The organism is Maledivibacter sp. (genome assembly GCA_025210375.1).
In the GTDB taxonomy this organism is placed as follows: domain Bacteria; phylum Bacillota; class Clostridia; order Peptostreptococcales; family Caminicellaceae; genus JAOASB01.
The window spans coordinates 103,169-117,594 of the sequence record JAOASB010000037.1; the positions used below are offsets into that span (position 1 = coordinate 103,169).

The window sequence follows — 14,426 nt, forward strand, 5'->3', positions numbered from 1 at the left end:
TTAATCCTCCTCTGTAACAACAAAAGGCCTTTCTTTCCCTACATTATCCTCCCCTAATAATAATGTAATCCTTTGCTGGGCATGGCTTAATGTATTATTACAATACCTATAAAGCTTTATACCCTCTTCAAAATATTTCAAGGATTCTTCAAGGGATAGGTTGCCTTCTTCAAGCTGTCTTACAAGTTCCTTTAATCTAGTTATATTACCTTCAAAATCTCCGATATTCATACCATCATCATGATTTATCAAAAATGCTTTCCCCTTTCACGGTATCATCTACTGTACATTTCAACATACCATCTTTTACTAATATATTAACACCCTCACCAATATTTACATCACCGGTACTGGTAATAGTCTTAGTTTTCTTCTCATCCATTAGTATACTATATCCTCTTTGGATTGTTGATAGAGGACTTAAATTATTTAGATTATCTCCTAATGAAGTAAGCATCTCCTTAAACACTGTATATTCTGTATTTATATTACCTTTGATATTAGTATACATATTATCCAAGGTCTGATGCTCTTCGTTAATTTTATAGGATAAATACCTTTTTATTCTATCTTCATTGTAACCATCAAGTTTCTCTCTTAGATTTGAAAGCTTATTAAATATATTATTTTTAAGATTGTTATTAAAATAGTCGATAGTACTTCTTATATCGTTTATAGATGGAGCAGCTAATTCACCCGCTGCTGAAGGTGTAGGTGCCCTCAAATCCGATACAAAATCCGATATGGTAAAATCCGTTTCATGTCCTACTGCAGAAATAACAGGTTTTTTACAATGAAAAATACTCTGTGCAACTATTTTCTCATTAAATGCCCAAAGTTCTTCTATAGATCCCCCGCCCCTAGTCAAGATAATCAAATCAATATCATCAAAGGCATTAAGCCGATCTATTGCCTCTGATATTTGTATAGGAGCTTTCTCCCCCTGAACCAAAACTGGGCAAACGAGAATATCAACTAGGTTATTTCTCCTAGTGATTACCGATATAACATCTCTGATAGCAGCTCCCGTTGGAGAAGTTATAACTGCTATTTTTCTAGGGAAAAAAGGTATATTTTTTTTCTTATCTTCATCAAAATATCCTTTACTAAGTAGCTCTTCCCTTAGTTTTTCAAATTCCAAATAAAGCTTACCTAAACCAACCTGCTCTAAACTGTTAATATATAATTGGTATTCACCATTTCTTTCATATATAGAAATATATCCCTTTGCAATTACATTCATACCATCCTCGGGTATGAATGTAAGCTTTCTAAATTCACTATTAAACATAACGCATTTCAGCTTACTATTTGTATCCTTTAAGGAAAAGTAACAATGACCACTATTGTGAAGCTTGAAATTTGATATTTCTCCTTTGATTACAAGATTGTTTAATATTGGGTCATACATTAGTATTCTTTTCAAATAACTATTTAATTCTGATACTGTTAAAGTTCTAATTCCCATTGTTTTAAAAATGCCTCCAAAGTATTTTCTAATAACATGGTTATTGTCACAGGTCCAACGCCACCAGGTACAGGAGTTATTAATGAAACCTTTTCAAGGGCACTATCAAACTCTGTATCTCCAACTAACTTTCCATCTACAACATTAGTACCAACATCAATCACAATAGCTCCATCCTTTAGCATGTGACCCTTTAAAAGATTGGGATATCCAACGGCTGAAACCACAATATCTGCTTTTTTTGTATGTTCCTCTAAATTTGTGGTTTTTGAATGGCAAATTGTAATTGTAGCATTTTCCTTTAATAATAATTCTGCAACGGGTCTTCCTACTATGTTGCTTCTACCAATAACTACTATGTTTTTGCCCCTTAGCTCTACGCCTGTACTCTTCAATAGCTTAACCGCAGCCTTTGGTGTACAAGGTATGAAGGTATTCAGCCCTGAATATAGCTTCCCAGCGGTCAGTGGATTGATCCCATCTACATCTTTTTTATCAGATATGTATGATTTTATCTTGTTTTCGTTTATGCCCTTTGGTAAAGGAAACTGTATCAATATACCACTAATTTTCTCATCATTATTAAGTTTATCCAATAAGTCTAGTGCTTCATTCTCAGTAGTGTTTTGTTCTAAGCTATGTTTTTCACTAAAGAAACCTACAGCATCGCATTTTTTAATAATATTATTTGCATAAACTCCCGAGGCTTTGTCATCGCCAATAAGAACAACTGCCAAACCAGGAGTTTTATTATATTTATCTTTTAATCCTTGAGTCTTTGTTTTAATTTCTTCTAGTAAGTCTTTTGACATCTTTCTTCCATCTATTATTTTTTTCATCCCTATCTCCCCCCACATATTAGTCACATGCCCCAAGTTACAATTTGTAAGTTTTCAGGTCATCCCTATAGTTTTACCCTTATGAAGTTTAACCTACATCTTATGCTATATACCCAATAAAGCTGTTCCCACAGCGTTGTCAGTACAATATTTTGCTTCTCCAAAATGGATATTGAGTCCTTCGTCCTTTAACTTCCTATATAAATTATCCCTTAAAAACCTATTTGATGCAACTCCACCGGCTATTAAAATTTCATTAATTTTTTGTATGCGAGATGCATTGACTATTATCTTATACAAAGATCTATAGATACAATCAAATAAAGCTACAGCAATATCGTCATTTTTCTTTAAACCTTCTTCGATTATCTTCTTCGTATAGGTTTCTGCTCCAGAAAAATTTATATAAGTATTTTTTGTACTAACTGGGAGCCTCATATGTCCATAGGTCCCATTTTGACTCATTTCGTCTAACTCTTTACCTGCTGGAAAACCAAGTCCCATCATAACTCCTATTCGATCAACAAGCTGTCCTGCACTTATATCCATTGTACCACCAATTATTTCTGAGTCATATCTATTATTATTTTTTTCTGTTTTTAAAAGCTCCGTCGTACCACCAGAAATATGTAGGGAAATAAATTTATCACAAATTAAAGAATCAGAAGACCATTTAGCAGCTTCTATATGACCTTCTTGATGACTATATTCTTCATATTCCACTTTCAAGGTTGATGCTATTGTTCTCCCAAAGGATACTCCAGATAGAAATACAGGCATATATGATTCTTTTAGATTTCTAGGTTTATTGCTACAACAAACCTTAATAATATTTCGCATATCAATTTCCTTAGATATCTTTTCATAAAGTAGAGGGAAATTTCTAGTATGTTGAAAAGCAGCATCGGACTGTCTTAATCCTCTATTTCCCCTTTTAACATCTAATATCTTTCTTTCATCAAATAAAAGCCCTTTATTCTCATCCACAACTGCTATGGATGTAGTATAACAGCTTGTATCAATGCCCAAAATATATTTACTCATTAACCTCTTCCTTGCCAGCTATCGCACCTAAAAGCCCACTTATAAAGCTACCTGAATCATCGGTACCAAACTTTTTCCCGATCTCAATAGCCTCATTTATTGATACCTTCACTGGAATATCTTCTCTATATAACATTTCAGATAATCCTATTCTAAGTATGGATAAATCTATTTTTGACAGACTATCTAAATTCCAACCCTTTAGATTATCGTTTATATGCTTGTCTATTACTTCTTTATTTTTAATAAATATATCGATCATATCGACAATGTATTTTCTGTCACCCTCATTATCTGTTACGCCTTCTATAAAATTTTTAGCCACATCAGCCTCATATTCCTTATGTATTTCCATTTGATAATAAACCTGCATCGCAGTTTCTCTAGCCATTTTTCTGCTCATTTTTATCCTCCCCATGTTATAAACTATAGGAATTTTTAGTATAGAATTTAACTTATATACGTCCAAAACACTTAGAAGTATCGTATATTTGTCCATGTATAATTTAAGTTGTAATCATAAAAACCCTATATATAAAGTTCTATTTTTATTTATTTTTTACCAATATTATCATAAGATACATAAAACAAACTAACTCTCAATCCAAAGAGAGTTAGTTTCATAAGTTTAACCCTAATTAATTTATTCTTCTTCAACTACTTCCTTTTCTTTTTCCTTTTTAGGTATGTTGACCCCTTGAACATGGACATTAACTTCAACAACCTTGAGTCCAGTCATAGTTTCTATAGCATTTTTAACATTCTCTTGTACCTTCCATGCAACATCAGGTATTTTTATACCATATTCTACTACAACAAATAGGTCTATAGCAGCTTCTTCTTCTCCAACTTCAACCTTTACTCCCTTAGACAGGTTTTTCTTGCCAAAAAGATCCGTAAGATTACCTGCTAATCCACCACTCATTGAACAAATTCCCTCTACCTCTGCTGATGCAAGTCCAGCAATGGTTGTAACAACATCATCAGATATTTTCACCTGACCATATTGTAGATTATCTATTTGTGAATTATTTTCCATAAATTTACCTCCATTTTCCTATGTTATATTGATTATTATATCAAAATGTTATTTTGTTTACAATTAAGTTACTAGTATTTTATAGGGATTTTAGTATAAATTAATTGTTTAACCGGAATATATATATATTATTTGCTTTGAATAATTATATTATCTAAAGAATATTTTGTTTCCCTAGTAACTATATCAGATACCTTTGCCACATCGGACTTAGCTAATGACTCAGTTTGTACAGTTACATAGACATTTTCATCGGTAATAAATACTACTACATCCTCAAAGCCCTTACTTTTTATCAGGCTTTCAATGATTTTTTCCTTATTCATGACATCAATCAATTTTAGCTTTTTGTCTACCGCACCTTTTCTTGATTCTTCATCGATTCTTTCATTATCTATGATTTCATCAAATCGCGCTATAGTTTTCTCCCTCTCTGTCTCTATATCTATTTTGGCTTGTAAAAAATAGTTTGCATTACTCATATTATTTTCTGATAAGGATTCTTGGATATTCGTATTTGCTACTGAAATAATCTCCTCTAACCCATTTTTTTTGCTGTCAACAATATTATTACCATCTTCAACTATAGTTATAGATGATGTTGCAGTTTCACTATCGGAAGGTCCAACATGGGTTATAGTATCCTTAAAGGTATCATCGTTATTCATCTGGGCCATTTGTTTTTCCTCATATTCCTTTAAATCCGCTGAAGCATCTAGTAAAGACTGCTTATTAATCATATAGTTTAAATAGCTTAATGATATCAATACAAAAACCAAGGACAATACAATCAATTTTCTTTTTTCAAATTTAAAATTAAACATTTTTTATCCTCCCCTTAATCCCCATTATAAATTTCGATTATAGATTTTAACCTTGTGACTTTTTATTTGAAATATAGTTGTAACAGCTTCTATAAGATTGTTCTTAACCTCGGGATTGTCAGCACCCTCAGCTACTACTATTACACCCCTAATTATGGGCTTAATCTCTTTAATAACAATTGGTGAATTCCTATAATCCTTTTCACTTACAGTTACGATATTTTCTGAAGTATTTTCTTGCTTTATAGTCCTAGTACCACCCTGCTTGTCATTTTCCTGGGTGGTTTGCTCCGACTTGGTAGTATTTGATGCGGGGACAACCTCCGTACTGGTTTCATATGTAATCATCACCTGAACTTCTCCTATTCCATCTATTTGACTTAATATTGTTTCTAACCGACTTTCCATACTATCACTATATGCACTTTCAGGTATATTTGTATCCTTTGAAACTTCACTCACTTCAGAATCGGTGCTGGTATTCATATCCTCGGCTTCCCTTTTAGGATAGAATATGCTTAAGGAAATCAAAATAACTACACAAATTATAACCACTACCAATAGGTTACTTATAATCTTCTTTGTATTTCCACTTTCTAACATGTCCTTAAGTTTCTTTATGAATTTCATCCCTCATCCCCCTTTAAGCTAAACTTCCTCCACTAAGCTTTCTAAAATTTCTTAAGGCACATCTTTCCTAAATCAATAGGCCATAAGCTTTTTTACCCCTTAATTACTAACTATTACCTTGTTATCATCTAAGCTATAAATATTTGTAATATCCTCTTGGATTTTTTTCATTAATCCATTATTTAAGTTTTCTTCTCCATTAATGCTATTGTTTTGAACATTTTTCCCTTCACTATCGGATATATCAATCTTTACAATGGGAATGGCTTCTTGCTTTGTTTTTTCTTTTTTTTCTGTTACTATCAATTCTAATCCCTTAATTTCTCCCATTTTTTCCTCTGTACTACTGTCAATCTCTACATTTACCCTTGTTACCCTTACATCGTATTTACTCTCTACCCTAAAAACTATATCCTCTTCGATTCTGTTCTTATATAAAGAGGCCAACTGCTCTATCTGCTTATTTTCTATATTTGAATTTATAAAGGAATACTCTTTTTTAGTTAATTCATTTGATATCTTAAATACTTCATTTTCTAATTCATCATTATTATTAATGAAATTTATTATGGGATTTAGTATTATTAGCATAACTATAAATCCAAATATTAATTTCAAATATTTTTTTATTTTTCCATTTGGCACTAATATCTCCAAAAAACTCATAAGTATTATCACAGTAACTATATTTTTAATCCAAATCTTTATGCCCTCAATCATCTTGTCACCTACCTTATCATTGCTGTAATATTACCGGCACCAACTACGGCCGTTACAGCAATAAAAAACATAATTGCAACGGATATTACAGTGGCAAATACTATCACCAATGAGTTACTCATATCATTTAAACAGTTTACTATCTTTGGATCACTTATGGGTTCTATTAGTACAGCTGTTATTTTATATATAATGATAAGTGATAAAATCTTTAACATGGGAAATGTCAATATTATAAGTATTACTATCAACCCCACTACTCCTATGGCATTTTTTATCAGTAGTGAGCATCCTAGGACAGTATCAACCGCATCTGACATAAATCCTCCAACTATGGGAATAAACCTGTCCACTGCAAATTTTGCAGTTCTTAGGGTAATACCATCTGTACTGGAGGCTAAAACCCCTTCAATGGTAACCACGCCAAGGAAAATGGTAAGTATAAACCCCATTAAGGTCACACTTACTTGTTTTATGAGGGATGCTAGCTTCTCTATCTTTATCCCGGAAGGTAAATTGTTTACTATTGAGAGTATGGCAGAAAACAGTACTAAGGGTAGTATTATATCCCTCATTATGGTGCTTGTAATTCCTATAGAACCTACTATAATGGGCTTAAAAATGGCTGAAGCCGTTATACTACCTGCCGCCATAAGTAAAGTCAATAACACAGGCATTAAGGACTGCATAAAGCTAACCATATTATCTATCGCTTGTTGTCCAACCGTCATAGCTGCTATAAAGCCCTTTACAAGTATTCCTGCTATGACTAAATAGCAAGCATAAAATGCAATCTCACTGGTACTATTATTTCCAAAGGAATTAGTTAGATTATTTAATAAACTGCATAATATTGAAATAATAATCAATTGAGACAAAAGCTTTGAATTTATGATAATCTCTTTAAATAGCTTTTTAAAAAATCCCATCAATATTCCTTTAAAGGATAAATTCAATTCACCCCTTAAGGCCTTTACTATATATGTCTTTATATCCAGTTGAGGCATGCTTAATGAATTTTCATCGTTCATATTGTTTATTAGCTCTTCCATCTCCGTTAGGTCTATTGTATCTAGCTGTTCTATTATCAGTTTTTCCGTTATTCCCGATGACTTTTCTCCACCCTCATTACTATAAGCGACATTGGCAGAAAAAATTAATATCATCAGTATAATAATTATTTTTCTCTTCATTTGCTCACTTCCTAAGGCATCAATTTAATTATTAAATTCAGAACCGAAAGTAATATAGGTAACGCCAATGCCATTATAATAATCTTTCCAGCAAACTCAATCTTTGATGCTATTGAAGATTCCCCTGTATCTTTACAGACCTGGGCTCCAAACTCTGTAATATATGCTATACCTATAATTTTAAATATGGATTTTAAGTATACTACCTCCATATCCAGCTTATTTGTAAGCCCATGGATGACCTCCAATATAGAAGCCAGCTTACTTATCATAAGCAGAAATATAACTACTCCTGTTGCTATGCTTATATGAACACCATACTCGGGCTTAAATTGCTTTACTATAACCGCAAGTATGGTAGCTGTGATTCCTAGAGCAACAATTTTAAATATCTCCATAAAACCACACCTTTGTTAATATATTTCAAACATTGCTCTTACCGTTGTAAAAAGATTATTTACTAGCTGTACTATCATTAAGAGAACAATTATCAACCCCGCTATTGTTGTCATCATAGCCATTTCTTCCCTGCCGGAATGCTTTAATACCTGATTCAATATTGATACTAAAATTCCTATTGCAGCAATCTTAAATATCAAGCTTATATCTACCGCCATAATAACCCTCCCAATTAAATTAGAATTATCACTACTGCTAAACCTAATAATATACCTAATCTATTGTACATTTTCCCATTTTTCTCTTTTTCTTTAATTGCTTTACCTTTTTGCTCAATCAAAAGAACTTTTGTATATTCAAAATGTTTTTCCTGAGTATTTTTATTTCCTAAGCCAAGCTCTTTAGCAAAATCTATTATTATCTCTATATCTTCTTTTCCTAGGGAAAGAAGTCCACTATTTCTATTTATTACATCCTTCCACGTCTCGTCTATACCATATCCTTCTCTAGCCCTCAATTGCTTCCATGTCTCTTCAAAAATCCATGAGATACTTTTATGGCTTCTCTTTGCAACTGTTTTCATGGCAATCGGTAAAGGGGTGGAATAGTATAATATATCGTTTTCTAAACTGTTTAGTGAACTAATAAAATAATCAAGCTGTTTCACTCTCATTCCATACCTTAAGGCTATAAGATATCCTATTGTTCCAGAAGAGAAAAGCAGAATTAACCCAACAATGAATTTAAGTGCCATGCAGTTCCCTCCTATCAGATAGTACCCCTTGTCCTTCCACCACATCAGTTTCTAAATCTATAATTTTTTTTACCGTCCCAACCCTGGGCCTATTAGTCAAAATTATTATCTTTTCGAATATTTTATTTTCAATTAAGCTAGAAATATTTGTTCTTCGACTGATCTCTTCAATACTATCACCATGAACCGTAGTTATGAACTTAACTCCAGCATTTATTGCCTCCTTTAAGGCATATATGTCCTCATCCCTACCAATCTCGTCGGTGGCTATCACTCTAGGGGACATGGATCTTATGAGCATGATCATGCCCTCAGCCTTGGGACATCCATCCAGCACATCGGTTCTCAGTCCAACATCTTTTTGAGGTATTCCATTGTAGCATCCAGCGATTTCAGATCTTTCATCTACAACCGATACATTTATTCCTTTGAAATTGTATTTTTTTGTTCCACTGCTTATAAGTCTTATGATATCCCTAAGTATTGTTGTTTTACCGCATCCAGGTGGTGAAACTATCAAAGTATTATATATGGAATCACAACCCTTTATTATATGCTTTATTACTTTTTCACCACATCCAATTTTCTCCTTTGATATACGTATATTTAAACCAGATATATCCTTAATGGTTTTAACCCTATTATTCTCTATAATAGCTTTGCCGCATATTCCAACCCTATGTCCACCCCTTATGGTTATGAATCCATTCTTTATTTCTTCTTCAAGGGCATATGCAGAGTAATCTGTTACTAATCTAAAACTTGTGCTTATATCATTTAAGTTAACCATAAAATTATTATGTTTGACTTTTGTGGGCCACCCATCCTCAGATAGAAAATAATCTTCCCCATGGGAATTTATAATCAATGGTTTATTGACCCTCATTCTAAATTCTTCTACATCATTTAAAAATCTATTTGGTAAATTACCGAGTACATTTCTTAGCTTTCTAGGTAGGATTTCTAAAATTTCTCTATGATTTGTTTCTAGGTTGTCTCTTATACTGTTCTTCTTAAAACTCATATTTTTATCCTTAGGTTCTTCCATAACATGTCCCTCCTTTTTATAAATAATATTTTCTTATCCTAAATTTATGCTTATTTTTTTCAAAAAAAATAAAAACCCGATACTTAGTATCCAGTATCGGGTTGAAATCTCTATATTTTGCTTAATTTAGTTTTAGTTTTTAATGATCACAGCAACAATCACATTCATCTTCTTCATCGGATATATGTATAGTTTCATTACATTCTGGACAAGTTACTTCTATTTCACCATTTTCATCATCATAAAATAGGTTCTCATCTAAATATATTGGTTCTCCACATGTTGGGCATTTAATTTCATCGAAATCAATAAGATCCTCATCATCAAATTCATCTAATTCTTCATAGTAATCATCCTCAAGTTCAGTTAAATCCTCATCTATAGCCTCTACATACTCATTAACTTCTGCTAATCCCTCATCTACTTCTTCTATAGAATCAGCAAAATCATCAAGGATATCAATAATATGAAGCAATAATTTACCCTCTTTTGTTTTAGGATCCAATTCCATCCCATCGGCTAATCCCTTAACATATGAAACTTTTTCATGTAAATAACTCATAATAAACCTCCTTATTGTTTAGTTTAGTTCAATTGTATTATTCCCCTTATGCTCTTGATAAATACTCACCTGTTCTTGTATCTATTTTGATTTTGTCACCTTCATTGATAAACATTGGTACTTGAACCTCTGCTCCAGTTTCAACCACCGCACGCTTAGTAACGTTAGTTGCTGTATCACCCTTTACACCTGGCTCAGTTTCAGTAATTGCCAATTCAACAAAGTTTGGTGGAGCTACTTGGAAGCACTTACCTTTATAGAACTTTACAGTAGCACTGTCATTTTCATTGATATATTTTAAAGCGTCCTCCACATGTTCCTCTGTAAGTGGTATTTGTTCATATGTCTCATTATCCATGAAATAGTAAAGTTCTCCATCGTTGTATAAATACTGCATTTCTTTAGTCTCAATATGTGCTTTTGGAAACTTATCATTTGGATTGAAAGCCTCTTCTCTAATGGCACCTGTAACTATATTTTTATATTTAGTTCTTACAAATGCAGCTCCTTTTCCAGGCTTAACATGTTGAAAATCAACCACTACATATGGTTGTCCATTAATTTCAAATGTCATACCTTTTCTAAAATCTCCTGCTGAAATCATTTCTAATCCCTCCATAGTATTTAAAGTTTACTCCTAAAGGTCAATACTCTATTGATCAGCAACCAGCGTCTAGCTAGCTCCTAGGTTTTAGTCAAGTCTTATAGGACTTGCTTTATACAGTATAATAGTTATGTATAACCTTTGCAAGTATATTTATAAATTTAAGCTATTTAAACTTTAAAGTTCAATTAATTCCTTAGGGGATTTAGATAAAACCTCGCAGCCGTCTTCAGTAACAACTATTAGGTCTTCTATCCTAACGCCCCCGAAATCTGGCAAATATATACCTGGCTCATCAGTAACTACCATATTGGCTTTTAAAGTATCTTTTCCTAGTGGAGATAATCTTGGAGATTCATGTACTTCTAATCCTACACCATGACCTAAGCCGTGTCCAAAATATTCTCCATAGCCTTTACCCTTGATTATGTCACGGGCTATCTTATCAACATCATACCCTGTAACACCAGGTTTTATATGCTTTAAAGCTTCCTCTTGGGCCTCTAAGACTATATTGTATATTTCTTTTTGCTTATCCGATGCTTTACCTACCACAACTGTCCTAGTCATATCAGAACAGTAACCGTTGTATATGCACCCCATGTCTATTGTGACAAAGTCCCCATCCTCTATTACCTTTTGGGATGCTACGCCATGGGGTAGAGAAGATCTCTTTCCAGAAGCAACTATACTTTCAAAGGAAGTTCCTGAAGCCCCATTTTTCTTCATAAAGCTTTCTATCTCTAATGATACCTCCCACTCAGTAATACCAGGCTTTAATATACTACATATATATTTGAATGTATTATCTGCTATTTCCGCTGCTTTTCTTATCTGAGTTATTTCATCCTCGTCTTTTATGATTCTAATCTTATTTAATGTGTCTTTTAAAGGAATCAGTTCAATGCCATTCAAATTTTCCTTAAAATCATTATACTGACTTACTGTAACAAACTGATCTTCAAAGCCTAATTTATTTAAACCTAATTCCTTTAATATATCGTATATTGTTCTATCATTATTATGCTCAATTATATCAAAATCCTTGCACTGGTTAGTTGCTTGCTGCACATATCTAAAATCCGTAACAAAAAGCTCCTTATCCTGTGTAATAACTACATACCCCGATGACCCAGTAAATCCACTTAAATATCTTCTGTTCTCCGGTTTAAATACTATGGCGGAATCTAAGCTGTTCTCCCTTAGGTATTTTTTTAATCTTCCAACCTTATTATTCACTTTTATACCCGTTGCCAAAACTCTATAAAACTCTATAAAGCTTGTTTAATTCCCTGTTCAATGTGTCCGATTTTGTAATTCCTAAGAACATACTACTTTCGTTTGCTATAACACTCCGAGGGCTTAACTTCGGATACAACGATTCCTACACCTCAAACATAACTGTTTAAGTAGTTATGCTGAATATCTGCTTAAATTAATTGAAGCATTAAAATCTCTGTCAATTACTGCTCCACATTCTTCGCAGATATAAGTTCTTTCTGATAGCGATAATTTAGTCTTTTTATGTCCACACTCACTACATATTTTTGATGATGGATACCATTTATCAGCTTGGGCAAATTCAATTCCATAGAATTCACATTTATATTGAAGTTGTCTTTTAAACTCATATAATCCTTGCCCAGCTATGGCTTTAGATAAATGTTTATTCTTCATCATACCTTTTATATTAAGTGTTTCCATAACTACTCTTGACGGCTTGGCTTTCACTATCTTAGTAGTTGCTTGGTGTAAATGATTGTTCCTAATATTAGATAATCTTCTATGAAGTAATCTAATCTGCTTTTCAAGTTTTATAATGTTGCTTGTTTTGACGAACTTCCTCCCTTCTCTATTTATTTCATATTTTTTTGATTTTTTACGTTGCAACCTACGTAATCTTTTTTCTAATTTCTTAACTAATCTTGTTTTATTGATATTTTTAAAAGTTATTCCATTGGAGCATATGGCAAGGTCTTTTATGCCCACATCTATGCCTATGCTTTCACCAGTTAATTCTACTTTTGTTTTTTCCTTTTCAATACCTACAGATAAGTACCAATACTTCCCGTCAAAACTTACCCTTGGATTAGTATATTTAACATTCATAGGTATTTGCTCCGCTGTTCTAATCCAACCTACTTTTTCAATAAGAACCATTTTAGATTTGACTTTTAATTTCATATTATCATTGTAAAATGATGGTTTACTTTTCCTTCTGCTTTTAAATCTTGGCTTATCTGCCAATCCTTTAAAGAATCTTTTATAAGCATTACACCCATCTTTTACAGCTTGTTTTGCTACATTGTTTGATACTTCTTTAAGCCATTTATACTCCTTTGTTTCCTTTATTATGGTAATTTCTTTTCTTAAATCACCATCTTTAATAAATTTCCCACCACTCTTATAATTTTCTTCTTGTTTTGCAAGTGTCCAATTATATATAAATCTTGCAGTTCCAACTGATTGCCATAATTTTTGTTCCTGCTCTATATTGGGAATAATTCTAATTTTCTTTGATAGTATCATCTTCAATCAACTCCTTAATCATCTTTTTAGCTTTATTGGCTCTTTTACCTTGGAGTTTGGTACTGAATACAGTTACTATCTGAATAACCTATCTTTATACAAAACAACAACCCTATCAACTTCATTTTGAGTTATGGGTTTTATTAACTCTTTTAATCCTTTTTTCTTATAATTAATGCCACTTCTTACTAGATAATAATACCATAAAATTCCCACTTTGAATATATTTTATTCTTTGCATTATTATATACAAAATTTATGAATTATAAACAGCTTGAGCCCCTCGATTAAACAAGGGGCTCAGATTGTAAACTTCTGTCAGTCCTTAAGTATAGATTTCCAAAAGTCAAACTTAATTTATGCATCTCAAAATATCCGATGTTTCTAGGGATTTTTGATGTGTATAAATTAACTGTTTAACTGGAATATCTATATTATGAAGGGAATTAAAAGGACGAATAGAATGACTAGTTTATTTTTGAATATAATTTAATGCCTTGGATTTTGGGATACTATTTGTATTGCATCAATTAATGCCTTCATCACATCTGCTTCAAATTGTCCATCCATTTCCTCCACCTTAGAATAAAGCTCCCCTTTTCTTGTGACAACATAATGGGGCTTTAGTTTGTTTAGTGCTATGGCTTTAATATCTAATATACATTTTTCACAGGTACATATATTATCAAAGCCTTTAATCAAATTTGGTAATACATGATCTACTGCTAACTCCATATAGTTTCTAATCTTCATATTTCACACATCCTTTCATG

Annotated in this window: 19 protein-coding genes and 1 pseudogene; all 20 read right to left on the reverse strand. The window is 32.4% G+C overall.

What is annotated here, in order from left to right; all coding sequences use genetic code 11:
• The 20 genes and pseudogenes from N4A68_13275 to N4A68_13370 all read right to left on the reverse strand — a co-directional run bounded on the left by N4A68_13275 (position 1) and on the right by N4A68_13370 (position 14,406).
• Complete coding sequence (locus N4A68_13275; protein MCT4565270.1) at positions 1–252, reverse strand: exodeoxyribonuclease VII small subunit; 252 nt, start codon at positions 250–252, stop codon at positions 1–3.
• Positions 239–1,468, reverse strand: coding sequence for an exodeoxyribonuclease VII large subunit (xseA, locus tag N4A68_13280; protein MCT4565271.1), 1,230 nt, complete (start codon positions 1,466–1,468; stop codon positions 239–241). The genes N4A68_13275 and xseA overlap by 14 nt, the downstream gene beginning before the upstream one ends.
• The gene (locus tag N4A68_13285; protein MCT4565272.1) at positions 1,450–2,307 is read right to left on the reverse strand and encodes a bifunctional 5,10-methylenetetrahydrofolate dehydrogenase/5,10-methenyltetrahydrofolate cyclohydrolase; all 858 of its coding nucleotides are present in this window, start codon (positions 2,305–2,307) and stop codon (positions 1,450–1,452) included. The genes xseA and N4A68_13285 overlap by 19 nt, the downstream gene beginning before the upstream one ends.
• 105 nt (positions 2,308–2,412) lie before the next feature.
• A complete protein-coding gene (locus N4A68_13290; protein MCT4565273.1) occupies positions 2,413–3,351 on the reverse strand; it encodes an O-sialoglycoprotein endopeptidase in 939 nt (312 codons plus the stop codon).
• Entirely contained in the window at positions 3,344–3,754 is a 411-nt protein-coding gene (nusB, locus tag N4A68_13295; GenBank protein MCT4565274.1) for a transcription antitermination factor NusB, read from the reverse strand. The genes N4A68_13290 and nusB overlap by 8 nt, the downstream gene beginning before the upstream one ends.
• Positions 3,755–3,994: 240 nt before the next feature.
• On the reverse strand, positions 3,995–4,390 hold the full coding sequence (locus N4A68_13300; GenBank protein MCT4565275.1) for an Asp23/Gls24 family envelope stress response protein: 396 nt from the start codon (positions 4,388–4,390) through the stop codon (positions 3,995–3,997).
• Between the two features lie 128 nt (positions 4,391–4,518).
• On the reverse strand, positions 4,519–5,214 hold the full coding sequence (locus tag N4A68_13305; GenBank protein MCT4565276.1) for a SpoIIIAH-like family protein: 696 nt from the start codon (positions 5,212–5,214) through the stop codon (positions 4,519–4,521).
• Between the two features lie 24 nt (positions 5,215–5,238).
• Positions 5,239–5,844, reverse strand: coding sequence for a stage III sporulation protein AG (spoIIIAG, locus tag N4A68_13310; GenBank protein ID MCT4565277.1), 606 nt, complete (start codon positions 5,842–5,844; stop codon positions 5,239–5,241).
• A gap of 99 nt (positions 5,845–5,943) precedes the next feature.
• Positions 5,944–6,564 (reverse strand): stage III sporulation protein AF, encoded by a 621-nt coding sequence (gene spoIIIAF / locus N4A68_13315; protein ID MCT4565278.1) that lies wholly within the window; start codon positions 6,562–6,564, stop codon positions 5,944–5,946.
• An 8-nt stretch (positions 6,565–6,572) separates the two neighbouring features.
• Entirely contained in the window at positions 6,573–7,757 is a 1,185-nt protein-coding gene (gene spoIIIAE / locus N4A68_13320) for a stage III sporulation protein AE (protein ID MCT4565279.1), read from the reverse strand.
• 11 nt (positions 7,758–7,768) lie between these two features.
• The gene (spoIIIAD, locus tag N4A68_13325; GenBank protein MCT4565280.1) at positions 7,769–8,155 is read right to left on the reverse strand and encodes a stage III sporulation protein AD; all 387 of its coding nucleotides are present in this window, start codon (positions 8,153–8,155) and stop codon (positions 7,769–7,771) included.
• Positions 8,156–8,170: 15 nt separating this feature from the next.
• Positions 8,171–8,374, reverse strand: coding sequence for a stage III sporulation protein AC (gene spoIIIAC, locus N4A68_13330; GenBank protein ID MCT4565281.1), 204 nt, complete (start codon positions 8,372–8,374; stop codon positions 8,171–8,173).
• Between the two features lie 14 nt (positions 8,375–8,388).
• Positions 8,389–8,910 carry a stage III sporulation protein SpoIIIAB gene (spoIIIAB, locus tag N4A68_13335; protein ID MCT4565282.1) on the reverse strand — a complete coding sequence of 174 codons (522 nt, stop codon included), beginning with the start codon at positions 8,908–8,910 and terminating at the stop codon, positions 8,389–8,391.
• Positions 8,900–9,958 carry a stage III sporulation protein AA gene (gene spoIIIAA / locus N4A68_13340; protein MCT4565283.1) on the reverse strand — a complete coding sequence of 353 codons (1,059 nt, stop codon included), beginning with the start codon at positions 9,956–9,958 and terminating at the stop codon, positions 8,900–8,902. Before spoIIIAA ends, spoIIIAB begins: the two co-directional genes overlap by 11 nt.
• Before the next feature lie 139 nt (positions 9,959–10,097).
• Positions 10,098–10,520, reverse strand: a complete 423-nt coding sequence (locus N4A68_13345) for a hypothetical protein (protein MCT4565284.1) — start codon at positions 10,518–10,520, stop codon at positions 10,098–10,100.
• A gap of 46 nt (positions 10,521–10,566) precedes the next feature.
• A complete protein-coding gene (efp, locus tag N4A68_13350; protein MCT4565285.1) occupies positions 10,567–11,124 on the reverse strand; it encodes an elongation factor P in 558 nt (185 codons plus the stop codon).
• Between the two features lie 177 nt (positions 11,125–11,301).
• Positions 11,302–12,363 (reverse strand): Xaa-Pro peptidase family protein, encoded by a 1,062-nt coding sequence (locus N4A68_13355; GenBank protein ID MCT4565286.1) that lies wholly within the window; start codon positions 12,361–12,363, stop codon positions 11,302–11,304.
• Between the two features lie 174 nt (positions 12,364–12,537).
• A complete protein-coding gene (locus N4A68_13360) occupies positions 12,538–13,653 on the reverse strand; it encodes a transposase (protein ID MCT4565287.1) in 1,116 nt (371 codons plus the stop codon).
• A pseudogene (locus tag N4A68_13365) lies at positions 13,631–13,842 on the reverse strand (IS607 family transposase). The gene N4A68_13360 and the pseudogene N4A68_13365 overlap by 23 nt, the downstream one beginning before the upstream one ends.
• Positions 13,843–14,142: 300 nt before the next feature.
• Complete coding sequence (locus tag N4A68_13370; GenBank protein MCT4565288.1) at positions 14,143–14,406, reverse strand: late competence development ComFB family protein; 264 nt, start codon at positions 14,404–14,406, stop codon at positions 14,143–14,145.
• Positions 14,407–14,426: the final 20 nt, after the last annotated feature.

Excerpts from the sequence above, each read along its gene's own strand:
- xseA (MCT4565271.1), bottom strand. The coding sequence starts at position 1,468 with ATGGGAATTAGAACTTTAACAGTATCAGAATTAAATAGTTATTTGAAA.
- N4A68_13285 (MCT4565272.1), bottom strand. The coding sequence starts at position 2,307 with ATGAAAAAAATAATAGATGGAAGAAAGATGTCAAAAGACTTACTAGAA.
- N4A68_13290 (MCT4565273.1), bottom strand. The coding sequence starts at position 3,351 with ATGAGTAAATATATTTTGGGCATTGATACAAGCTGTTATACTACATCC.
- nusB (MCT4565274.1), bottom strand. The coding sequence starts at position 3,754 with ATGAGCAGAAAAATGGCTAGAGAAACTGCGATGCAGGTTTATTATCAA.
- N4A68_13300 (MCT4565275.1), bottom strand. The coding sequence starts at position 4,390 with ATGGAAAATAATTCACAAATAGATAATCTACAATATGGTCAGGTGAAA.
- N4A68_13305 (MCT4565276.1), bottom strand. The coding sequence starts at position 5,214 with ATGTTTAATTTTAAATTTGAAAAAAGAAAATTGATTGTATTGTCCTTG.
- spoIIIAG (MCT4565277.1), bottom strand. The coding sequence starts at position 5,844 with ATGAAATTCATAAAGAAACTTAAGGACATGTTAGAAAGTGGAAATACA.
- spoIIIAF (MCT4565278.1), bottom strand. The coding sequence starts at position 6,564 with ATGATTGAGGGCATAAAGATTTGGATTAAAAATATAGTTACTGTGATA.
- spoIIIAE (MCT4565279.1), bottom strand. The coding sequence starts at position 7,757 with ATGAAGAGAAAAATAATTATTATACTGATGATATTAATTTTTTCTGCC.
- spoIIIAD (MCT4565280.1), bottom strand. The coding sequence starts at position 8,155 with ATGGAGATATTTAAAATTGTTGCTCTAGGAATCACAGCTACCATACTT.
- spoIIIAC (MCT4565281.1), bottom strand. The coding sequence starts at position 8,374 with ATGGCGGTAGATATAAGCTTGATATTTAAGATTGCTGCAATAGGAATT.
- spoIIIAB (MCT4565282.1), bottom strand. The coding sequence starts at position 8,910 with ATGGCACTTAAATTCATTGTTGGGTTAATTCTGCTTTTCTCTTCTGGA.
- spoIIIAA (MCT4565283.1), bottom strand. The coding sequence starts at position 9,958 with ATGGAAGAACCTAAGGATAAAAATATGAGTTTTAAGAAGAACAGTATA.
- N4A68_13345 (MCT4565284.1), bottom strand. The coding sequence starts at position 10,520 with ATGAGTTATTTACATGAAAAAGTTTCATATGTTAAGGGATTAGCCGAT.
- efp (MCT4565285.1), bottom strand. The coding sequence starts at position 11,124 with ATGATTTCAGCAGGAGATTTTAGAAAAGGTATGACATTTGAAATTAAT.
- N4A68_13360 (MCT4565287.1), bottom strand. The coding sequence starts at position 13,653 with ATGATACTATCAAAGAAAATTAGAATTATTCCCAATATAGAGCAGGAA.
- N4A68_13370 (MCT4565288.1), bottom strand. The coding sequence starts at position 14,406 with ATGAAGATTAGAAACTATATGGAGTTAGCAGTAGATCATGTATTACCA.